The 21,185-nt window shown below is 59.6% G+C and carries 17 protein-coding genes and 1 other annotated feature; of the genes, 3 read left to right on the top strand and 14 right to left on the bottom strand.

Annotation, left to right across the window (positions count from 1 at the left end):
- Nucleotides 1–28 precede the first annotated feature (28 nt).
- From H522_RS0100700 to tyrS, 5 genes are all read right to left on the bottom strand, one after another.
- The gene (locus tag H522_RS0100700; protein ID WP_026960829.1) at nt 29–763 is read right to left on the bottom strand and encodes a YebC/PmpR family DNA-binding transcriptional regulator; all 735 of its coding nucleotides are present in this window, start codon (nt 761–763) and stop codon (nt 29–31) included.
- A gap of 3 nt (nt 764–766) precedes the next feature.
- Nucleotides 767–934: a hypothetical protein gene (locus H522_RS21350; protein WP_155836092.1), complete on the bottom strand. Its 168-nt coding sequence runs from the start codon at nt 932–934 to the stop codon at nt 767–769.
- A 105-nt stretch (nt 935–1,039) separates the two neighbouring features.
- Nucleotides 1,040–2,023, bottom strand: coding sequence for a phosphotransferase enzyme family protein (locus tag H522_RS0100690; protein WP_026960828.1), 984 nt, complete (start codon nt 2,021–2,023; stop codon nt 1,040–1,042).
- 65 nt (nt 2,024–2,088) lie between these two features.
- Nucleotides 2,089–3,075 (bottom strand): LysM peptidoglycan-binding domain-containing protein, encoded by a 987-nt coding sequence (locus H522_RS20180; RefSeq protein ID WP_051343553.1) that lies wholly within the window; start codon nt 3,073–3,075, stop codon nt 2,089–2,091.
- 152 nt (nt 3,076–3,227) lie between these two features.
- The gene (gene tyrS, locus H522_RS0100680) at nt 3,228–4,475 is read right to left on the bottom strand and encodes a tyrosine--tRNA ligase (RefSeq protein ID WP_026960827.1); all 1,248 of its coding nucleotides are present in this window, start codon (nt 4,473–4,475) and stop codon (nt 3,228–3,230) included.
- Nucleotides 4,476–4,542: 67 nt separating this feature from the next.
- Nucleotides 4,543–4,759: a binding site (T-box leader), on the bottom strand.
- 111 nt (nt 4,760–4,870) lie between these two features.
- Here tyrS and H522_RS16685 point away from each other — a divergent pair.
- Entirely contained in the window at nt 4,871–7,771 is a 2,901-nt protein-coding gene (locus tag H522_RS16685) for a transglycosylase domain-containing protein (protein WP_051343551.1), read from the top strand.
- Nucleotides 7,772–7,925: 154 nt separating this feature from the next.
- Here the strand turns inward: H522_RS16685 and H522_RS0100670 are convergent, their stop codons facing one another.
- The gene (locus H522_RS0100670; protein ID WP_245577958.1) at nt 7,926–10,268 is read right to left on the bottom strand and encodes an endonuclease MutS2; all 2,343 of its coding nucleotides are present in this window, start codon (nt 10,266–10,268) and stop codon (nt 7,926–7,928) included.
- 159 nt (nt 10,269–10,427) lie between these two features.
- On the opposite strand from H522_RS0100670, the gene H522_RS0100665 reads away from it, so the two are divergent.
- Complete coding sequence (locus tag H522_RS0100665) at nt 10,428–10,775, top strand: phage holin family protein (protein ID WP_026960825.1); 348 nt, start codon at nt 10,428–10,430, stop codon at nt 10,773–10,775.
- A 90-nt stretch (nt 10,776–10,865) separates the two neighbouring features.
- Here H522_RS0100665 and H522_RS16680 read toward each other — a convergent pair whose 3' ends face one another.
- From H522_RS16680 to hutU, 7 genes are all read right to left on the bottom strand, one after another.
- Complete coding sequence (locus H522_RS16680) at nt 10,866–11,372, bottom strand: CvpA family protein (RefSeq protein ID WP_245577963.1); 507 nt, start codon at nt 11,370–11,372, stop codon at nt 10,866–10,868.
- Nucleotides 11,373–11,404: 32 nt separating this feature from the next.
- Nucleotides 11,405–11,707, bottom strand: a complete 303-nt coding sequence (locus H522_RS16675) for a cell division protein ZapA (RefSeq protein WP_051343548.1) — start codon at nt 11,705–11,707, stop codon at nt 11,405–11,407.
- Between the two features lie 100 nt (nt 11,708–11,807).
- Nucleotides 11,808–14,255, bottom strand: a complete 2,448-nt coding sequence (gene pheT, locus H522_RS0100650) for a phenylalanine--tRNA ligase subunit beta (protein ID WP_026960824.1) — start codon at nt 14,253–14,255, stop codon at nt 11,808–11,810.
- Between the two features lie 88 nt (nt 14,256–14,343).
- A complete protein-coding gene (gene pheS / locus H522_RS0100645; protein ID WP_035452049.1) occupies nt 14,344–15,405 on the bottom strand; it encodes a phenylalanine--tRNA ligase subunit alpha in 1,062 nt (353 codons plus the stop codon).
- A gap of 584 nt (nt 15,406–15,989) precedes the next feature.
- Nucleotides 15,990–16,982: an agmatinase family protein gene (locus tag H522_RS16670; RefSeq protein WP_051343547.1), complete on the bottom strand. Its 993-nt coding sequence runs from the start codon at nt 16,980–16,982 to the stop codon at nt 15,990–15,992.
- Nucleotides 16,982–18,274 carry an imidazolonepropionase gene (gene hutI / locus H522_RS16665; RefSeq protein WP_035451947.1) on the bottom strand — a complete coding sequence of 431 codons (1,293 nt, stop codon included), beginning with the start codon at nt 18,272–18,274 and terminating at the stop codon, nt 16,982–16,984. The genes H522_RS16670 and hutI overlap by 1 nt, the downstream gene beginning before the upstream one ends.
- 47 nt (nt 18,275–18,321) lie before the next feature.
- Nucleotides 18,322–19,971, bottom strand: a complete 1,650-nt coding sequence (hutU, locus tag H522_RS0100630) for a urocanate hydratase (RefSeq protein ID WP_026960822.1) — start codon at nt 19,969–19,971, stop codon at nt 18,322–18,324.
- Nucleotides 19,972–20,161: 190 nt separating this feature from the next.
- Between hutU and H522_RS22260 the strand changes: the two genes are divergently transcribed.
- Complete coding sequence (locus H522_RS22260) at nt 20,162–20,293, top strand: hypothetical protein (RefSeq protein ID WP_281173052.1); 132 nt, start codon at nt 20,162–20,164, stop codon at nt 20,291–20,293.
- Between the two features lie 128 nt (nt 20,294–20,421).
- Here the strand turns inward: H522_RS22260 and tenA are convergent, their stop codons facing one another.
- Nucleotides 20,422–21,099: a thiaminase II gene (tenA, locus tag H522_RS0100620; RefSeq protein ID WP_026960821.1), complete on the bottom strand. Its 678-nt coding sequence runs from the start codon at nt 21,097–21,099 to the stop codon at nt 20,422–20,424.
- Between the last annotated feature and the right edge of the window lie 86 nt (nt 21,100–21,185).

The raw sequence follows: 21,185 nt of genomic DNA, 5'->3' as shown, positions 1-21,185 counted from the left end.
CCGTCCAACAGACACCTGTCCTGCCAATTCAGGCGGTTTCCGTAACCTCCAGATTCGCGTACACGTTTTGCACGTCATCGTGCTCAGAAAGGGCGTCCAACAAGTCCAATACCGACTCTGCCTGGTCTTCGGACAGCGGCACGGTGGTTTTCGGCTCATACGTAATTTCCGCGTCCTGCACCGGCAGCTTTTGCGCCTCCAGCCCATCCCGGACCTGTGTAAACACCTCCGGAGCGGTGACGACAACAAACTCGTCCGACTCCTCCCGTACGTCATCCGCCCCCAGTTCAAGCGCGGCTAAAATCAGGTCGTCGAGTTCAATTCCCGCCGCCTTTTCAATACTAATCCGGCCAATGCGTTCAAACATCCAAGCGACACATCCGGTCTCGCCCAGGTTGCCGCCGCGCTTGGAGAAAATATGGCGGATGTCCGCTGCGGTCCGATTCCGATTGTCGGTCACGATTTCCAGCATCACAGCCACGCCGTGCGGACCGTAGCCCTCGTACACCGCCTCTTCATAATGAACTCCAGGCATACTGCCCGTGGCCTTCGCAATCGTGCGCTGAATGTTGTCGTTCGGGACGTTGTTCTGCTTCGCCTTTTCAATCGCCACGCGCAACCGGAAATTGGTTTCCGGATTGCCGCCGCCTTCTTTGGCCGCGTTGTAGATATCGCGCGACAGCTTAGTGAACAACTGTCCCCGAATCGCGTCCTGCTTGCCTTTTCGCCGTTGGATGTTGTGCCATTTTGAATGTCCTGCCATGTATCATAACCTCCCATTGCGGAGATAACGGAAGTCCATGCCAGCAGATTTCCCCAGAACGAGCGCATCCTGCGACGCGCTTCCATAAATTTGACCATCCGGCTCGTAGACCGCTGCCGCGTACAATCCGTGCTCGTCCGATTCTTCGACGAAACTGAAGTCCGACGTCATCTTGACTCCTCTGACTGTTGCCGTCGGACAGGTTGCGGTCCGCCTCTCAGTATAAAATTCCTCTCTGTCCGACGGCAAGCCACACAATCACCTGACCGTTAGGCATCAAAATGGACCGGGCGGGAGCAAGCGATCCGCTCGCACGCGGCCAAAACGCTCGCTGTAATCGCGCCGCCAGGCTAATAGGCGTTGGCGCTCCTTATGGAGTGCAGCCCAGATGCGCAGGCGGCCGCTTTTTGGACAACCCTGGCTGCACCACTCGGCCAGTGTCCGGACAAGAACGTCTGGGAAGAGCAGAACTCTCCAGCAGCGCTCCTCCTGAATCTCCGTGAGGTACGCAACCTCCCGATAGGAAGCCATGAGGGCGGACACTTCTGTCGGGTTAGGCGGAGCAAAATACACTGTATGGTTGAACAACTGCATCACGTCGAGGAACGGATCGTCAATATCGGCGTGATCAAAATCGATGAACCCGACGGGATAGGAGAAATCCGACATGCTCGCGTCACCGGCCTGAGTCTGTCGGTGCGCACCCATCGGCTTCAGCCAGATCAGGTTATGCGGCGCGGCGTCACGGTGGCAGAAGGCCACTTCGCTACAGGCTCCAGGATAGAGGCTTTCCACGTCACAGGCGGTTGCCATGGCAAACACCCAGGAACGGCTCCGTCCAAGTCCCGGACACCCGGCCTCCGCCTCCGGCCAGGTCCGCTGCAGCGTCCTCAGCTTCCCCTGCAATCGCTGAGCAAACCGCGCCGCGCGACCATGTACGCGCAGATATGGTAGCCATGGCCGCGACAGTCGGTGTAGGTTGGCCAGTGTCACCAGCGCCAAAAACCGTTCTGTGGCATCGGCCAGACATACGTGGCGACCAGGCAGCCAAGGCTGTAGGTAACCGGATGTGCCATCTAGACGCAGAATCATCCGGCCGTCTCGGGTAGGCAACGGCGCAGCCAAAGCCAGGCCGTGGAGGCGCAGCCGCGCCGCCAACCACACCAGCTCCGCCAGCCGGGCTTCGTCGTCGCGCTGACCAACGGGCTTCCAAATGTACCGCCGACCGGAGGTGTCGATAACCCCAACCACGGTCTTCATGGGCAGCAAACACCGAGGGACTATCCCATAATGAACGGCGAGCAGCCGCATTAGGGCGGACCCGGTCATTGTTCTCCGGGCGTCACATCGTCCTCGCTCGCGGACTCCATGAAACGCCAACCCTTTGCCCCGTTCCAACCTTTTTCCCCGTTCCAGGGGATGGATTCTGAATCCCACGCCCAGGAGGAGCTATCATCCCAATCATCCCAACCATCCGCATAAGCCACACCGTACGGCGACGGCGGATACGGCATGCCCCAAGTCACGTACGGATAGCCGCCCATGCGGTAAGGAAAGTGGGTATGCGGTCCTGGATACGCCCCTGGTGGATACCCGTACTCCGGCCCTGGAGTGGTTGCAGGTGGATACCCCGGACCGGGTGCGGGCGGATACATGGGAACTCCGCTGGGATATCCGCCGACTTGCGGCTCGGGAACCGTGGGATAGCCCGGTGGTGTCATGGGCGGCGCCACGCCGGTATAATCCGCAGCCACCGGTTGACCGGCACCCGGTCCCATCGAAGGAGCGCCCTCGGGCCACGCCGCGCCAGGATGAGTTAGCGGCGCCTCCGGGGATGGCCCCGTACCTGGCACGTAGACGATGTCTCCGGGCGCTAAAGTCGACTCGTGTGAGGTATTCATCTGTTGGAGTTGGCTCACCGGAACCTGAAACGCTTGACTGATGGATTGCCAGGTCTCCCCCGGTTGAACCACGTGCGGCCATACGAAACCAAAATACGGAGGAATGGATTCCCCAGGGCCGTTCGTCAGGGCGCCACCGCCCGGCGGCGCCATACCCGTGGACGCACCTGCTTGCGCCTTGGCGCCGACTGGCACGCCGGTCCCCGCCGTTTTGTCCGTCGTTTTACCCGCAGTCGATTTAGGTCCCGCCTGTCCCTTCTGCAACTCGGGAATCAAGATGACCGTGCCTGGCTGCAGTTGATTCGGATCGCGAATTTGCGGATTCGCGGCCATCAACAACGGCAAGCGGACGCCGGTCCGCTTGCTGATCTTCCACATTGAATCGCCTTCGCGTACAATATATTTTTTCATCCGTCCGCCTCCTACATCGCGCTATCCCGCCGCCATGCGGCGCGGATGCGCATCTGCAACCAATATATGCAGGAGCCCAGAGGATGCCCAATGTCTCCACAACTTCGGCCGGCGAACTGGTATCCAGTTGCGCCACTACATTTCGAATTTGGCTACGCGTTTAAACGGCAGCGGACAAAACGGCGTTTGCCGACCTGAATGACCATCCCGTCACGCACGTCAATCTCGGCGTTCACATCGTCCACCCGCTCCCCGTCTAGGCGCACCCCGCCCTGCTCGACAAATCGGCGCGCCTCGCTGCGACTGGCGGCCAGTCCGAGCTGCACCAGCAGTTCCACAATCCATACCCGCGGCGTCGCCACGGTCGCTTCCGGGATATCCTCCGGCAGTCCACCGGCCTGGAATACCTGCTGCCACCGCGCCACCGCCTGGCGGCTGGCCTCCTCACCATGGAATCGACGCACCAACTCGCTGGCCAGGCGCATCTTGGCATCCCGCGGATGCAAAGCCCCGTCTCGTAACCCTGCCTGGATGCGGACGAGCTCGTCCAGCGGAACCTCAGACACCAGCTCAAAATACCGGGGCATCAATTCGTCCGGAATGGACATCGCCTTGCCAAACATCGTATGCGGGTCTTCAGCCACGCCGATGTAATTTCCCAGGCTCTTGGACATCTTGTGTACACCGTCAAGGCCCTCCAACAAGGGCATCATCAAGGCCACCTGTTGCTCCTGCCCAAACTCTCGCTGCAGGGTGCGTCCCATCAACAAATTAAATTTCTGATCCGTCCCGCCCAATTCGATGTCGGTGTGCAGGTGCACGGAGTCGTACGCCTGCATGAGCGGGTAAAAGAATTCGTGGATGTGAATTGGTCGGTTCTCCGCAAACCGCTTGTGAAAATCCTCCCGCTCCAGCATCCGTGCCACGGTCAGCGTCGACGCTAAGCGAACCACATCCGCAAACGTCAAGGGCGCCAGCCAATCCGCGTTGTAAACCACTTCGGTCTTCGTCTCGTCCAGCACCTTGAAAATCTGCGCGACGTACGTTTTGGCGTTTTCCTGAACCTCCTCCGGACTCAGCTGCCGACGCGTTTCCGATTTATCGGTCGGATCGCCAATCTGACCGGTAAAATTGCCAATGACCAGGTGAGCCACGTGGCCGAGGTCCTGCAATTGACGGATTTTCTGGAGCACCACCGTATGACCGAGGTGAATGTCCGGGGCGGTCGGGTCGAGCCCCAGTTTGATGCGCAGCGGTTGCCCCGTGGCAACCGAGCGGCGCAATTTGGCCACCAGGTCCTCTTCGGGGACAATTTCGGCCACTCCCCTGCGAATCACCTGCAGTTGGTGTGCCACAGCGGCTTCCTGCTCTGGCGTGAGTACGTAATTCTTCTCCGTCATGCTGGTCTTCTCCCTTCTCGACTACCCTCACCGGCCCGCACGATTGCCCAAGAAAAAATCCCCGCCCCTACGGGACGAGGATGCTCGCGGTACCACCCGAATTGCCGCTGACCTACATCACGGCCAGCGGCCCACTCTGTGGCGGTAACGGAACCACCGGCGCCGACTCACGCCGACGCACCTCCCAGGCCGTAACTTCAGTGAACGGGTCGACCGGTTTGCACCCTCCACCGGCTCTCTGACACGACTCCGCTCACCTACTGAAACCTGTTCCTAGGCTGTTTTCCGGGCCGAATTTTGTGCCAGTATATCAATCGTCAGACACCCTCGTCAACCGTTTGCCGTGCCCAGAGACTACCTCTATAATCAGGGTAATTGGGAGGGGGTATCCGTGTATGGGCGACACGCCGAAACGGCCTTCGGACGGGCGGCCAGAAAAGGGGCATACCGCACCCGATGCACGCACGCCGACGGCACGTTCCGAACGGTCGCGCAGGCGGCGCATCGTTATCGCGATTGTCAAAACCGTGTTGATGTCTGCCGCCTCGTTGATTGTCCTCGGGCTGGGCGCGGGAGTAGGTTACGCAAAAGCCCTGCTCAAAGGCTTGCCGAGCATTTCGGCAGCAACGTTTACAAACCTCAGTCAACCGTCCGTGGTCTATGACCGAAATGGCATGGTGATTGGCAAATTCGACCAAGATGGAACAAGACAACCCATCTCGTCCATGAAGCAGGTGTCGAACAATCTGGTCGACGCGTTCGTGGCGGGTGAGGATAAGACCTTCTGGACGAACATCGGCATCAATCCGGTGGCAATGGGCCGAGCCTTGTTACAAGACGTCACCCACCACCACATTGAAAGCGGTGCAAGCACGATTACGCAGCAGACCGTCAAACTAGCGGTCTTCCCGGAACAACAGCAGACTTTGCGGCGGAAGGTGCAGGAGATTGCCCTGGCGCTGAAACTCAACCACATCCTGACAAAACCTGAAATCATGACGGATTATATGAACTGGGTATGGATGGGGAATATGGGCGGTCGCCAGGTTTACGGTGTGCAGGCCGCGTCGCGCATCCTGTTCCACAAAAGCGCCAAGGACCTGAACTTGCCGGAGGCCGCGTTTTTAGCGTCCATTCCGAATAACCCTGCCGAGCTGACGCCGTACCGTTTTGACACGAAAAAGAACCACTACGTAATCGATCCGTCCCCTGTTATCCCCAGGCAGCATTACATTCTCGAGCAGATGCGGAAAAACGGCATGATCACCGAGTCGCAATATAAAGATGCCATGTCTTTTGATATCAAGAAAGACCTGCACCTGCCTCCGAAAATCTCGGTTCAATATCCGTACCTAATGCTGGACGAGATTAAACCTTGGCTGGAGAAGCAGCTGGTGAAACAGGGGCTGTACACTAACGCACAACAGGTGGACGCGGCGCTTCCGACGGCTGGCTACAAAATTTACACGACCTTTGATTTACACATTCAGGACCATATCGATCAGGTGCTTGCGGACCCTGCGTTTTACGCGGGCACCCAAGCAACCCGTATCGGGCCCAATGGAAAAGCAATTCCCAATCCGTTTGAGGCCGGAGCGGCCCTGATTGACAACCACACTGGGGCCATTCTCGCACTCGGCGGCGGAGACGGCAAGACGAACGTAGACCACTCCGATGTGCCGAGACCCCCCGGGTCTTCTATCAAGCCACTGGTCGATTACGGTCCGGCTCTAGATATGCATGCCATCACGGCAGCGACCCCACTGGAGGATGCGCCAATATCTTATTACAAAAACGGCAATGTCCATGATGATGACATGCGCTGGCGAGGGGTCGCGACGGCGCGACAGGCCTTGACGTGGTCGTATAACGTGCCGGCGATTGTCGTGCTCCATGACATCGGACCAGAAAACGGGACTAAATACCTAGAGAAGATGGGGATTTCCCCGGGAGACAAGACCATCGAAGGCCGAACGACTCTTACGCAGGGTGACCTGCACCGACTATCCACGGCCATTGGGGGCCTGCACTATGGTCTCACCGTCCAGCAGATGACCAGCGCCTACACCACGTTGGCCAATCAGGGGGTCTGGCACCAGTCGTATTTCGTCTCGAAAATTGTCGGACGGGACGGTCAGACCGTATACCAGGTTCACCCGCAGGTGCACAAAGTGTTCTCGCCGCAGGCCACGTTTGTTCTCGACAGCATGCTCCGTGATGTGGTGACCCAAGGGACGGCCACGATGGTGAATCAGCACTTCCCGGGCCAATACATCTACGGGAAGACGGGAACTTCCGATGACGAACACGACGGCTGGTTCATTGGCTTTACACAGGACTATACACTCGGGCTATGGACGGGCTACGACTATCCACAACATATCCCGTCCAGCGTGTACAACCGGAAATTCACCATGTGGAATGACATTATGGATCCGTTGCTTAAAGACCATCCATCGACCAAACCCTTGCCGCGACCTAGCGGCCTTGTCCGTGTCGCCGTCTGCAAATATTCCGGGCAGTTGCCCACGGCGCCATGTAAGGTGGATGGAGATGTGTACACAGAGTGGTTTATTCAGGGTACCCAGCCGACGAAGACGTGTGATGTTCACGTGCAGCTGCCGTACGTCGTGTATCAAGGGAAGAAATACCTGGCCACGACAAACACACCCATCAACGAAATCGAAGTGGGCATTTTTCTCAAGCTGCCGTTTTCCATCAGCCCAAATGTGAAGACGGAGATCAGCTCTGAGCTTGCACCCACCCAGCCAGACCCGCGTGGAGGTATCGTTTTGTCCTCCCTGTCCAGTGCCAGATTGGCGGCACGGCCAGCGGCGCCGAAGCTTAGCGGTAGCCTATTCGGCGATGGAGTGGAACTGACCTGGTCGAGCTCGGATAAAGCGACAGAATACAGTGTTTGGCGAGCGCTGAAGGCGGACGGACCATACGTGAAAATTGCCGATCATGTTCACGGAACTCAGTATCTTGATAAGTCGGTGCTGCAGAATTCCGGTTCCGTTTACTACCGGGTCTATGCCTTGTCCGCATCGGGCCTGTCGAGTGCATCCAACACCGTGGCCGTTCAACTGAAAGGACCCAGCAGCCCACCAGCCAACAGCACGGGCAACAGCGCCGACAACGGCACCGGCGCAGTCACGCCTCCGCAGGCACCGGGTAATCATGCAAACACTCCGGCCCCGGCAGGGCCCGGCCAAAACAGCGCTAATTCCCCACGGTCCGGAGATGCCCAAGGCGCCGACAACAACCAAAACGGGACGTCGAACGAACCGCAGTAAGGCTGGCTGAAAAGTGAGGATTTAACCCCTAACGGGTTCTGTTTTGGAAGCAAAGTTACAAACAATACAGCAAATGGAGCGTGATTTCGTACAGTGAATCGCGCTCCATTTGTTCTTGTTACGTCAAGGATGTTGAACACCGGCCCCCCGCTACCTATATGTTCAAAGTCACCACGGTGGCTCCATCGCCGCCTTCTCCCGGTCCCCCGGGCGCCCAGGACTTGACGTGCTGGTGATTGCCCAGAAACCGGCGTACCCCATCGCGCAGAACGCCGGTTCCCTTTCCGTGAATCACCGTCACCCGCGGCAAGTGGGCGACCACGGCGTCATCCAAGTATTTATCCACGCGGTACAGGGCCTCGTCCAGAGTCTCCCCGCGGACGTCCATCTGCAGGGGCACCGACTTCACGGCACTGCGGCGGACCCCGGCGGTCTGCGCCTGCGCTTTCGGCCGCTCTAGGAGTTCAACCTCATCTGCGTTCACCTTCATTCGCAAAAGCCCCAGCTGCACGACGATTTCTCGGCCACCCTCCGCGACCTCCACGACCTCGCCCTTTTGTCCGACGGACAGCACCCGTACAACGGCCCCCACTGGAATCGATTCCTGCGTCGTTTTGCGATCCGTTCGCGGTCGCTCCATCGCGTCGGGAACCGCAGATTCCAGGCGTTTTCGCAGCTCTACAAGCTCATGGTCTTTGACGGTCTCGGCACGTAGCTGCCGCAATTCTTGAATCACCGCTTCCGCTTCCCGGCGCGCGTTCTCGACGATGGCCTTGGCCAGGGCCGCGGCCTCATCGCGGCGTCGCTGTTCCTCAGAGAGCAGCCGCTCGTTTCGTCGTTCCCAAGCTTCACGCAGCTCCTTGGCTCGCGCTTTTTCCTGCTCCGCCTCGGCCAACGCCTCCTCTGCCTGTCTGCGGGCCGATTCCATCTGAGAAATAACGTCCTCCATACGTATGTTTTCCGCTTCCAAGCCATGGCGGGCGCGCTCCACGACCCGCTCGGGCAGACCGAGGCGGGCCGCAATCGTGATGGCATTGGAACGACCGGGCACCCCCACCCGCAGCCGGTAGGTCGGGCGCAGCGTGTCCACGTCAAACTCGACGCTCGCGTTCACGGCCGACGGGTGACGGAACGCGTACGCCTTCAGTTCCGGATAATGGGTCGTGGCGATGACACGACTGCCACGTGCGTAAAATTCATCGAGTATCGCCATGGCCAGGGCCGCGCCTTCGGACGGATCGGTCCCCGCGCCGAGTTCGTCGAGGAGGACAAGGCTATCCTTGGTGGCAGACTGCAGCATGGCCACAATGTTTCGCATATGGGATGAGAATGTGGACAGGCTCTGTTCAATGCTCTGTTCATCGCCGATATCCACGCAGAGGGTCTGACACCATGCAACCTCGCTCGTGTGTCCCGTGGGGAGAAAACACCCAGCCATGGCCAATAAGGTGAGCAATCCGACGGTCTTTAGGGTCACCGTCTTGCCGCCCGTGTTCGGTCCCGTAATCAATACCATGTGAAATGATTCGCCGAACCGGATGTCCAGAGGGACCGCCTCTGCACGGGGCAGCAGTGGGTGGCGAGCCTGTCGCAGGTCCCAGACTCCGTCCAAGCGGATGCGCGGCCGCAAGGCATCCTCGCGCTTGGCCCATTCCGCCTTGGCGAACCAACTGTCAAGCAGAGCGAGAATCTCCACGTTGGCGAAAAGCGGTTTACTGATAGCGCCCACAGCCTGGGAGAGGGTGTGGAGTATCCGTTCAATTTCCCGCTCTTCCTCCACCGCCAAGCGCTCGGCGCGTTGGTTTTGTTCAACGACTGCCTGCGGTTCAATATAAACCGTCGCTCCGGAAGCCGAGTAATCCCGGATGATGCCGCGAATCTGATTCTTGTACTCCACACGCACCGGCAGACACAGACTGTTGCCGCGCATGGCAACGATCGGATCTTGGAGAATCTTCTGGTGAGAACGTAAAAATCCATCCAAGACTTCGCGGACACGCGCCTGTACCGTCCGTCGTTCGGCGCGCAGCTGGCGAAGGGTTGGGCTGGCCTCATCGAGCACCGTCCCGTCGACATCGAGCGCATGGCGAATTTTCTCTTCCACCGTCCGGTCCTCAAACAATTCCTGAACCGTGTTCTGCAACCGGGGAAAGGATTCCCCGCCATGGCGGAGGATATATCGACGGATACGGCGAGTCGCCTCGAGCAAATCCGCGACCGCGACCAGGGCGTGCGGGCTGAGGGTGCTGCCAATTTGCGCATTCTGCAAACTGCCGCGAATGTCGCTCACCCCTCCGAACGGTGGCACACCAAACTGAAACAGCATCCGCAACGCTTCATCGACACACTCCAATTCCTCGTCCGCCGCCTCAGGGGTTGGCAGACAACGCATGGCTTTGATGCGCTCTCGGCCCAGGGAAGTAGCGGCTCGTTCCACGATCTCGTCTATGACCTTGTCAAATTCCAGGATGGTATATGTACGTTCGTCGATGGCCATCATTCAGTCCTCGCTTCCGACGCCACATAGCTCCGCCCAAACCGGGAGACACTGAGACCGGGCGACGCATAGTGGCCGCAAGTTCCAACCCATTGTAGCACATGAGAATGCCGGATTGCGGACAGGCTAAAGGTACAACGCATGGAAAGGAGGAGCGGCATGAACTGGCTGGGAACGATTGTCCGCTTCATCGTATCCGCTCTAGTCCTGATGTTTGTTGGGTTTCTGGTACCCGGTTTCACAGTGGTAAACTTTTGGACCGCGCTGGTGGCGGCCGTGGTGATTGCCCTTTTGGGGTGGGCGGTCGAAGCCTTGTTCGGGCGCCGCATTTCGCCCTACGGACGAGGATTGGTCGGGTTCATCGTCAGTGCAGTCATCCTTTACCTGACCCAACTCGTCGTACCCGGCATGCGGGTTACCGTCCTCGGCGCGCTGTTGGCCTCGCTGGTCATCGGCATCATTGACCTGTTTGTTCCGACCGAATTCCGTCGCAGTCGGGATACGTAAACCCAACAGCTCGTAGCAAATAAAAGGAGACGATCTTTGGCCTGGATCGTCTCTGTTTTTTCTTTCGAGTTGCATTTGTATTAATTTCCACTAAAGATTGGAGGCGGCGTGTTCGGTCGTCACGGCAAAGTGTCTTTGTTCAAACCAGGAGGCAATCTTCGACTGGTTTAATTGTTGCTGCACGCGGGAATTGGGTACGTAGTGTAAAACCAGAGTCAAGACGTACATCACGGCCAAGGCAAACACGACACTCGCCACAAGACCGGCCAATCGATTCAATTGGGACAGAACCGGTAACCGAAAAACAGTATCCAAAAACCCAATCAGCACGCGCACCACGACAAAGATAACGACAAACGCGAGAAAGAATGCAAGCGCGCTGTTGGCGTCCCCGAGCCACTGCCCAATGCCTGGTGTGGATGTGTGGGGAATCCAATGCGTCTGTGCGAGGATGGGGGCGATGTACGGACGCAACCAAAGCGCGCCCACATACGCCACACCCACCCCGACAAGACGCATCACCTCACGAAACAGCCCTTGTTGATACCCTTTCCACGCCGCCAACAACACCACAATCCCGATGATCAAATCCAACATGTCCAAAATGGACACCCCACTCATAGCTGCAATCAGGAATCCCGGCCGGGATGCTCCGATTCCCGTGTCGCTGCAGCCGTTTGCTCTTCCAACAGCTCCAGCAACTCCTGGTATTCATTCTGCAAGCGAATGAGCTCATCCGCTAAGTTGATGGCTGCCAGTACTGCAACACGCCGCGACTCAAGCTGGGGGTTTGCCTTGGCCACCTGCTCCATGACCGCATCCACTTTATCCGCAACCTGACGCAGGTGCGCGACGGACGCGTTCCCGCGGAGCGTGTATTCCGTACCAAGGATGAAGACGCGTGCGCGGTTCACTTCTTCTTCTTTCGCCACGAGGAGCCCCCCATCGCATGAGCATGCCTTATTTCACACGGGATGATAAGAGAGTTCGTGCCGAAGCCGTCAAACTCCTGCCCGACCATCGATTTTTGCGTCAGCCGCGCAGGCGGGCGCCAAATCGGTCGGCCCAGGCGGCGAGAATCGCCTTCTCCACCTCTTCTGTCTCTTCATCCGTCAGCGTCCGCTCATCCGATTGGTACGTAAAGGTCACCGCGACGCTCTTTTCACCCTCGGGAATCCCTTGTCCGACATATACGTCAAACACCCGACAGTCTTGGAGAATGTCGCCTTGGTCTTTCGCCACCTGGCGCGCCTGGGCCAGTAAATCGGCCGCCTCCACGTGGTCAGGGACCAGCACAGCCAAGTCCCTGCGGATAGCTGGGAAGCGCGGAAGTCGACGCACCTTCCACACTCGGTCCCACTCCGTCTCCAGGAGATCCAGGCGAAATTCCGCGTAAATCGCGGGTCCCGTCCCGAGTCGGGCCGCGGTTTCCGGATGCAGCTCCCCGATACTGCCAATCTCCTGCTGACCATCGAGAACGACACGGGCGCACCTCCCAGGATGCAGCCAAGAAATGGTTTGATCCGGACGAAACTCCACACGGTCACGCAGGCCGAGACTCTCCAACCAGCCTTCGAGGACGCCTTTAGCATCGTAGAAGTCGTAAGCGCGACCGGGTTGCCAGAGGCGGACGGGCTGCTCGCCGAACCACAGGCCCGCCCATTGATTGACTTCTTGCGGCTGTTTCGTCAGGGGCAGTTCCTCCGGCCAATAGACGCGGCCGATTTCGAAAATGGCCCCTCCCTCCACACCGTGACTGAGATTGTGGACAGCCACCTGAGCTAAGCCGGGCAGCATGTGCGTCCGCAAGGCGATGCGCTCATCGGACATCGGGCGTAGCAGCGGAATCATCTGCCGATACGGAGAGCCTTCCGGAATGCGCAAGGCGTCCAAAACGTCCGGATGCCATAAGGTGTACGTGAATACCTCGTGCATGCCTTGTGCCGCCAACACTTCCCGGGTTTGTTTCCGCAGCCGTTGACCCGGCGTACGCACGCCAAGGGTGGTTGGTCCCGTCGGGAGCGTCGCAGGGATGTCGTCGTAGCCGTGCAGGCGGCCAATCTCCTCCACTAAATCGGCCTGTAAGCGAATGTCGGGCCGTCGCGTGGGAACCCCGACTTTCCATACGTCCCCCTGGCGTCGCTGTACCGAGAACCCTAAGCGGGTGAAAATTCGTTCCATTTCTGTCTCCGGCAAGCGGGTACCCAGAAGCTGGTTCGCCGCCTGCGGTGAAAAGGGAATCGATACAGGCTGTTCGGAATCCCCCTGTTCTGCGCAGACAAGCCCGCCAACCGGCGTCGCCCCCGCCAGCTCCACCAAGAGCTGCTTGGCCCGAATCATCGCTCCACGGACAGCGAGCGGATCGATCCCTTTTTCAAATCGCTGCTGGGCTTCCGAACGTAGTCCTAGCTTTTGCCCGGTGCGACGAACGCTGGCCGCGTCAAAGCGGGCCGACTCCAAGACCACGCGCCGGGTGGCCGCAGTAATCTCCGAGTTTTCACCGCCCATCACGCCGGCAATGCCGATGGCCCGGTCCACATCCGCAATCACGATGACGTCCTCATCCAACTCCCGCGCCTGCCCATCCAAGGTCGTAATCGGCTCTCCAGGGGCGGCCTGACGGACGATAATCGTGCCCTTTCGCACCTGATCAAAGTCAAACGCGTGCAAGGGTTGGCCCCACTCGAGCATGACATAGTTGGTGACGTCGACCACCACGTCAATTGGCCGCACCCCCATCGCCAACAGGCGCATCTGCATCCACAAGGGTGACGGTTTGATTGCGAGACCCTCCAATACCTGCGCCTCGTACCGCGGACAACGGGGCGTCTGCAACGCCACTCGCACTGGAGACGCACCGGTGTCCAACGCTTCCGCCTCAACTTGGCGATCCGGAAAACGAAGGGGTCGTTCGAACAAGGCGGCTGCCTCATAGGCCAGACCGCGCAGAGACAAACAATCGCTGCGGTTGGGCGTGAGGCTGATATCGAGAATGACATCGTCCAGGCCGAGCAGCTTCACCACGTCCGCACCAACCGGCGTATCCTCAGGCAGGATATACAGCCCTTCCGTCTGCGCCTTCGGCAGCCAGCGTACTTCCAGCCCAATCTCTTTCGCTGAACAAAGCATTCCCTCAGAGTCGACCCCGCGTAGCTTCGCCTTTCCGATGGACCCACCGGGCAGCTTGGCACCGACCAAGGCCGTCGGGACGTGTTGCCCGACGGCCACATTGGGAGCCCCGCAGACAATCGTCAACGGCGCCTCCCGTCCAACATCCACCCGGCAGACCTTCAACCGGTCGGCGTTCGGGTGCGGCTCGCAGTTGAGGACACGGCCAACGACCACCCCCGTGACGCCCTCGACCCGGGGCGTTACGGATTCCACCTCAATCCCGGCGCGGGTCAAAGCTTCCGCTAGGTCGTAGGCCGAAATCCCGTCTAAATCCACGTACTCGGACAGCCATCGATAGGAAACTCGCATACACTTCTCCCTTTCATCGCGACCTTATATGCCCTCGGTCGGAACGCCCTCGCATCTGACCTACCTAAAGGTTCGTCAACACGTATGATCAAGCAGTCGTAAACTGACGCAGCAAGCGCAAATCGTTCTGATACAACAGGCGAATATCATCAATGCCATACTTCAGCATAGCAATCCGCTCCGGACCCATACCGAACGCAAAGCCACTGAACTCGCGACTGTCATACCCGGCGCCGTCCAGCACATGTGGATGAACCATGCCAGCGCCGAGAATCTCCAGCCAACCGCTATGCTTACAGACGCGGCAGCCACGGCCTCCACAGTTGGTACAGCGGACATCGACTTCAGCGCTGGGTTCCGTAAACGGGAAGAAGCTTGGCCGCAGACGGACCTCCTGCTCGGGGCCGAACACCGCTTTCGCGAACTGCAAAAGCACCCCTTTCAGGTCGCTCATGCGGATGCCTCGATCGACCACCAACCCTTCAATTTGATTGAACGCGTGCGAATGGGTGGCATCGTCTTCGTCGCGTCGGTAGACTCGGCCGGGGCAAATCACCTTAATCGGGGCGAACGGCCGCATTTTTTCCATCGTTCGCACCTGCATGGGCGACGTCTGCGTGCGCAGCAGGAGTTCCTCAGTAAGATAGAACGTATCCTGCATATCGCGCGCCGGGTGGTCTTTAGGAATATTTAACATCTCGAAGTTATAGCGATCCGTTTCCACCTCGGGACCTTCGGCGATGGAAAACCCCATACCCAGGAACACGTCCTCAATCTCCTGGATGACACGTGTCAGCGGATGCAGAGACCCGCGCGCCGGGGCTCGCCCAGGCAGGGTGACATCGATGCGCTCGGAACGCAGGCGTTCGGCCAAGGCTTGCTCCTCAATCTTCTGTCTTGTCCGGACGAAGGCATCCTGAAGCGCTCGTTGCGCCTGGTTGACCGCCTGTCCGACACGAGGCCGCTCCTCTTTCGACAGATTGGCCATTTGCCGCGACAGCTGAGCCAAGGGGCCCTTCTTGCCCAAGTACTGGACGCGCCAAGCCTCCAGCTGCTTCCCGGCATGAGCGGCGTCCAACTCCGCCCCGCGGGCCACGTCGTCCAATGCTGCCAACGCCTCATCGCGAAGGCTGCTAATTTCCGCCTGCAGCGGATGGGTCGTCATATCTGCCACCAACCTTTCCCGCAAAACCATGGCTTTCTCTGAGTTCACACCCAATATACGTGGGTTGATGCCCCTATCCACATGGGCCACGCGATAAACGCGTACCCATGAAAAAAGCAACTCGCCCCAAGGGACGAATTGCTCGCGGTACCACCCTTCTTGACGCGTCGCGCATATCCGTGTCCAACCACACTGCGCGCCGGTCCACTCACGATGAGATAACGGGATTCTCTCCCGGCCCGCCCTACTGCACAACCCCGCTCCTTTTTTCTCGCGACTGTCTCGTGACGCAAGGGACCACTGCGTGGTTCAGGCAGGCAGCTCCAGGGTGAACTTCACGCAGACCATCTTCTAGCGCGCTCGCAGTCTATGGCGCAGCCTCCCTGGCAGAGACCGTCCGCGCTACTCTCCCCTTCACAGCTGTTGGGGTTTTTCACTTCATCGAAAAATCCGTTGCCTTATAGTATACGTAAAGTCGCATGACAAGGCAAAGGTTTGTCGACAGCAGACAAAGGTTTGTTTCCGTAGCGTGAAGGTTGGTCGGCTTTGGCCGGCACGCTCTGCATCGGTCACTCCGCTCCTTCAGTCGCTTGGGACGCCCTCATCCGCAACGCGACCCCGGTGATGAAAGCCAGCGTCAGGTGAGCGGCCACCCGCGTCGTCAGGTCGCGGACATCTTGGGACGGATCGGCACAAACGATGTCCATCATGGCCACATTCGGCTGCATCCCCAACCACTCCAGCGCATCCACGGTCTCTGTAAAGGAGAGGCCGCCAGGGCTCGGCGCGGGTACCCCTGGAACGAGGCTTTGGTCGAGCACGTCCATATCGAAGCTGACATAGACGCAGTCGGTGCCACTGCTCGCGGTGTGCCAGGCCTCCTGAACGAGTGCCGCCAGCCCCTGTCGACGCACCTGCCGCGCGGTCACCACCGTGACGCCATGCTGCTTGACGTATTCGTGGTACGCTTTGGCGTTCACGTAATCGCGCAAACCAATCTGGACCATGTGCCGCCCTTCGACCCGCCCGGATTCCAGAATCGTACGAAACGGCGTGCCGTTGTGACGCCCCCCATCCTCCAGGTTGCGAACATCGTGATGGGCGTCAAAGTGAACAATGCCGATATTCTCTTCACGGGCGCGCGCCATCCCTAACACGGCGCAACCGGTCGTCGAGTGGTCTCCCCCCAACATGACCAACGGCGCCAGGTACGTCTCCCAGTATGACGCCACCGCCGCCTCGATGGCTTCATGACAGCGGGCAAGGTCAGTCAAGTGCATGCGCACGTCGCCGAGGTCGACCACCTTCAGCGACTCACGGAGGTCCAACTGGTGTTCGAGGCTATAGGGCGTGAGCGCCTGAAACGCGGTCCGGATGGCATCCGGCAGCCGAAATGCCGCCGAGTGGCTGATGGACGTTTTGCTAAGCGGCGCGCCAAGCAGAGCGAGGTCGAAGCACGGCCTAACCCCAGCGTCGTCCGGGTACGGCTGAATCCAATCGCTGACCTTCGGATCGAGGTGGTCGCGAAAACACCAGCCGGGACGCTGCACGTGAGCTATCATCACGCTTCACCCCCAGTCGTCCTCACATCCGCCGCCACGACGCGCCCGTTATCCACCACCTGCACGCCACGCTTAAACACGGCGCGAATGTGATTGATGCCAAAATGATACGGGATGTATGCCAAGTCATCGGTCTCCCAGACACAAATATCCGCCTGCTTGCCGACCTCAAGGCTGCCAATGCGGCGCCCGCGGCCGATGGCGTATGCGGCGTTGCGCGTGACGGCCGTCAGGATTTCCTCCGGCGTCATCCGGTACAGATTCGCGGCCAGAGCCATCATCAGCTGTAAGGATTCACTGGGGCAGCTGCCCGGGTTATAATCGGTCGCCAGCGCCACCGCCCCCTCCGCCTGGTCGATGATAAACCGCGCGTCAGCCGGTTTCGCCCCCAGGTTCCACGACGTACCGGGCAACAGCACCAGGATGACCCCCGCCTTGGCGCAGGCTGTGAGCCCCTGCGAAGAGGCGTGAATGACGTGATCCACGCTAACGGCGCCCAGTTCAGCCGCCAGTTCGGCACCGCCCAAAGGCTCGATTTCATCCGCGTGCAATTTGAGAGCGAACCCCAACTCACGGCAGGCAGATAGGTATTGGCGACTCTGCGGAACGGAGAACACCCCGTCCTCACAGAAAATGTCGCAAAACTCAGCCAGACCATCACGCCGTACCTCGGCCGCCACCGTCCGCATGTGAGCCAGAAACCCATCCGCGTTTCCCCGATATTCCGGCGGCAGCGCGTGCGCCCCCAGGAACGTGGACACCAACTCCACCGGCTGTTCGTTCTCAAGCCACCGGGCTACCCGCAGCTGTTTCAACTCCGTCTCCCGGTCCAGGCCATACCCGCTCTTCGCCTCCACGGTCGTCACACCCTGCTCCAGCATGCGTGTGAGCGACAGACAGGCCTGCTTAACCAGCTCCGCTTCCGTCGCTTGCCGGGTTTCCCGCACCGTCGCCAGAATACCCCCACCCTGGCGCAGGATGTCTAGGTAGGGCACCCCTTCCAGCTTGAGGCGCAACTCGTTCGCGCGCGATCCCGCATGCACCAGGTGGGTGTGCGGATCGACCAGACCGGGCGTGATCAAACGGCCGCCGGCATCCCACGTCTCTGCCGGGGTCAGGCCGGCTTTGGCCGCAGCATGGGCGTCGCCGACGAACACGATGTTTCCGCCGCGAATCCCGAGCACCCCCCGCTCCATCCATCCCACATCCCGCATCGCCTGACCGCACCGTGCTCCACTGCCCCCGGCCAGTGTGGCCAGGCGGCCGTTTTCAATCAGCAGATCCACCTGCACACGGCACCCCTCCTCACACACGTCACCTCACACTCACACGCTGCCAGTTACGTGCCCATCGGGATGTGGACCCCCCGCGCTTTCGCTACCTGTTTGGCCTTCTCGTAGCCCGCGTCTGCGTGACGGACGATGCCCATGCCTGGGTCGGTGGTCAAGACCCGAGCCAACTTTCGCTCCGCCCGGTCCGATCCGTCCGCCACCACAACCATCCCGGCGTGGATGGAATACCCCATGCCCACACCGCCGCCGTGATGGACCGAAATCCAGCTCCCGCCAGCCGCTGTGTTGATGAGCGCGTTCAGAATCGGCCAGTCGGCCACCGCGTCGCTGCCGTCCTGCATGGCCTCCGTCTCGCGGTTCGGACTGGCGACCGATCCACAATCGAGGTGGTCGCGGCCAATCACAATCGGCGCCGAAATCTCGCCCCGCCGCACCATATCGTTGATGGCGAGACCAAACCGGGCGCGCTCTCCGTACCCCAACCAGCAGATGCGCGCCGGCAAGCCCTGAAAGTGAACCTTTTCCCGGGCCAACGAGATCCAGCGCCGCAGGTGGTCATCTTCCGGGAATAGGTTCAGCACCAATTCATCCGTTTTATAGATGTCGGCCGGATCGCCCGACAGCGCCGCCCAACGAAACGGCCCCTTGCCCTCGCAAAACAGGTCGCGGATGTACGCCGGCACAAACCCGGGAAAGGCAAAGGCATCCTTGACCCCTTCGTCGTACGCCACCTGCCGGATATTGTTGCCATAGTCAAACACCGTACTGCCCCGCGCTTTCAGGTCGAGCATCGCCTGCACGTGCACAGCCATGCTCGCCTTCGCGCGGCGTATATATTCATCAGGAGCCGACTGGCGCAGCGCCAACGCCTCGGCCAGCGTCAGACCCAGCGGGACATAGCCGTGAAGCGGATCGTGCGCAGAGGTTTGATCCGTCACGAAATCCGGTACCACCCCGCGTCGGACCAACTCCGGCAGCACCTCCGCCGCGTTGCCCAAGAGGCCGATGGAGAGCGGACGGCCGGTATCCTGGGCCGCATGCGCCCGGACAAGCGCGTCGTCGAGCGACGTGGCCATCTCGTCCAGGTAGCCGGTCTCGATGCGCCGCTGGATACGCTGGGCATCAACTTCGACCACGATGACCACGCCTTCGTTCATCGTCACCGCCAGTGGCTGCGCGCCGCCCATGCCGCCAAGTCCGGCCGTGACAGTCAGGGTTCCGCGCAGGCTCGATAAGCCCTTTTGTTTCGCCGCCGCTGCAAACGTTTCGTACGTGCCCTGCAAAATCCCCTGCGACCCGATGTATATCCACGATCCGGCCGTCATCTGGCCGTACATCATCAGGCCTTTCTGCTCCAACTCGCGAAAGTGGTCCCAGGTGGCCCAGGCCGGCACCAGCATGGAGTTGGACAGGAGCACCCGTGGGGCATCCTCATGGGTGCGAAACTTGCCGACCGGTTTCCCGGATTGAATCAACAAGGTCTCGTCGTTCTCCAGCTCTTTGAGGCTGGCCACAATCGCTTCCAAGCACGCCCAATTGCGCGCCGCCTTGCCGATGCCCCCATAGACCACCAGGTCCTCGGGCCGCTCTGCCACCTCTTTGTCCAGGTTGTTCATCAGCATCCTGAGCGCCGCTTCCTGTTCCCAACCTTTACATTGTCTCTGACTTCCGCGCGGAGCGCGGATTTCTCGCACCATCGTTCGGCCACCTCCCATGCTCTCAACGTACGTCAAGCTCTGACAGAAGCACGAATTGCCAACGCGTAAAATCAGAGAGGTTCTTCGGTTATCCATCCCAGAATACGTACAAGTGAAACTATTCAGACTCTTAAACCCAAATCAAGCTCGGCATGGCAGTTGCGAAAGGAGATTTGCCCGTCCCGGAGCGATGGTCGCTTACTTCGGATACTTGGCTGGAACGGGCGTAGGCATCCTCGTCTACTTGCTGATTGTTCTGGAGGTACTGGCCATCACCATGGTGAACCTGTACGAAGGGAATGTCGGTGGCGACGACGGTTAGCGCATTGTGGTTTGGCGAGGCACCAGAGCGGCGCGATAGCGATTGGGATTTGTCTTGGCCGTGGTCGCCGCAGCCCTGTACTACCTCCCCATGAAGGCCCGTCTTAAAACGAACAATCTTGGAGCGGATCAAGAAATCGGCCAACCCGCCCCCTGATACGCAGCGTCCCAAAACATGTACTCAAACCGACTGGCGGTGACAAACCGTTCGCGTAGGCGGTCAATTCGCCAGTCGGGCAGACCGGCCGCTAGTTCATCCAGACATGACCGTAGCCAGGCGGTCAACTCACCAAAGCGTGGGTCCGAGTACTGTTCCACCCAGGCACGATAGGGAGAATCTGGTGTCAGCTGGTTGTCCGCAGCGAGCTTACACCCCACCTCCCAATACAGCCAGGCGCAAGGCAAGAGCGCAGCAAGGAGTTCTGCCAAATCTCCGTGCGCCGCCGCATCCAGCAGGTACTTCGTATACGCGAGGGTGACCGGCAGCGGCTCGGTCGTCTCGAGTTCTTCTACTGAGATACCAAACTGCGCAGCGTAGGCGCGATGCAAGTTCATTTCGTGATTCAAGGTCGATTGGAGCAGGTCGGCAAAGCGGGCGGCCCACTGAAGTTTTGGTGCTTTCATCACAGCCCAGGCAAACAGCTTGCTGTAATCGATAAGGTACACGTAGTCTTGACACATGTACTGCCGAAACTTCGCTAGGGGCAGGCTATCCGCTGCCAGTTCGCGCAAAAACGGGTGATCCATCGCAGCCTCCCAGACTGGCCGCGCCGCGTCATAAAGCGTCTCGGTCACCGTACCGGGCATTCGCGTCCCGTCCTTTCCGGTAGCTTCTCAATCCTATTCTACCACGCATGAACCGCGAAAAAATCGGTAGACCAAGTTAAGCCGCA

This window comes from Alicyclobacillus herbarius DSM 13609, from assembly GCF_000430585.1.
GTDB lineage: Bacteria > Bacillota > Bacilli > Alicyclobacillales > Alicyclobacillaceae > Alicyclobacillus_G > Alicyclobacillus_G herbarius.
This window is presented reverse-complemented; position numbering and strand designations above follow the sequence as displayed.

Bases quoted from the DNA above. Each gene is read 5' to 3' on its own strand.
- pheT (WP_026960824.1), bottom strand. From the start codon at position 14,255: ATGCGAGTTTCCTATCGATGGCTGTCCGAGTACGTGGATTTAGACGGG.
- H522_RS0100665 (WP_026960825.1), top strand. From the start codon at position 10,428: ATGAACTGGCTGGGAACGATTGTCCGCTTCATCGTATCCGCTCTAGTC.
- H522_RS0100670 (WP_245577958.1), bottom strand. From the start codon at position 10,268: ATGGCCATCGACGAACGTACATATACCATCCTGGAATTTGACAAGGTC.
- H522_RS0100690 (WP_026960828.1), bottom strand. From the start codon at position 2,023: ATGAAGACCGTGGTTGGGGTTATCGACACCTCCGGTCGGCGGTACATT.
- tyrS (WP_026960827.1), bottom strand. From the start codon at position 4,475: ATGACGGAGAAGAATTACGTACTCACGCCAGAGCAGGAAGCCGCTGTG.
- H522_RS22260 (WP_281173052.1), top strand. From the start codon at position 20,162: ATGGTCGCTTACTTCGGATACTTGGCTGGAACGGGCGTAGGCATCCTC.
- H522_RS16680 (WP_245577963.1), bottom strand. From the start codon at position 11,372: ATGTTGGATTTGATCATCGGGATTGTGGTGTTGTTGGCGGCGTGGAAA.
- H522_RS21350 (WP_155836092.1), bottom strand. From the start codon at position 934: ATGACGTCGGACTTCAGTTTCGTCGAAGAATCGGACGAGCACGGATTG.
- tenA (WP_026960821.1), bottom strand. From the start codon at position 21,099: ATGCCCGGTACGGTGACCGAGACGCTTTATGACGCGGCGCGGCCAGTC.
- H522_RS16685 (WP_051343551.1), top strand. From the start codon at position 4,871: ATGGGCGACACGCCGAAACGGCCTTCGGACGGGCGGCCAGAAAAGGGG.
- H522_RS20180 (WP_051343553.1), bottom strand. From the start codon at position 3,075: ATGAAAAAATATATTGTACGCGAAGGCGATTCAATGTGGAAGATCAGC.
- H522_RS16670 (WP_051343547.1), bottom strand. From the start codon at position 16,982: ATGATAGCTCACGTGCAGCGTCCCGGCTGGTGTTTTCGCGACCACCTC.
- hutU (WP_026960822.1), bottom strand. From the start codon at position 19,971: ATGGTGCGAGAAATCCGCGCTCCGCGCGGAAGTCAGAGACAATGTAAA.
- H522_RS0100700 (WP_026960829.1), bottom strand. From the start codon at position 763: ATGGCAGGACATTCAAAATGGCACAACATCCAACGGCGAAAAGGCAAG.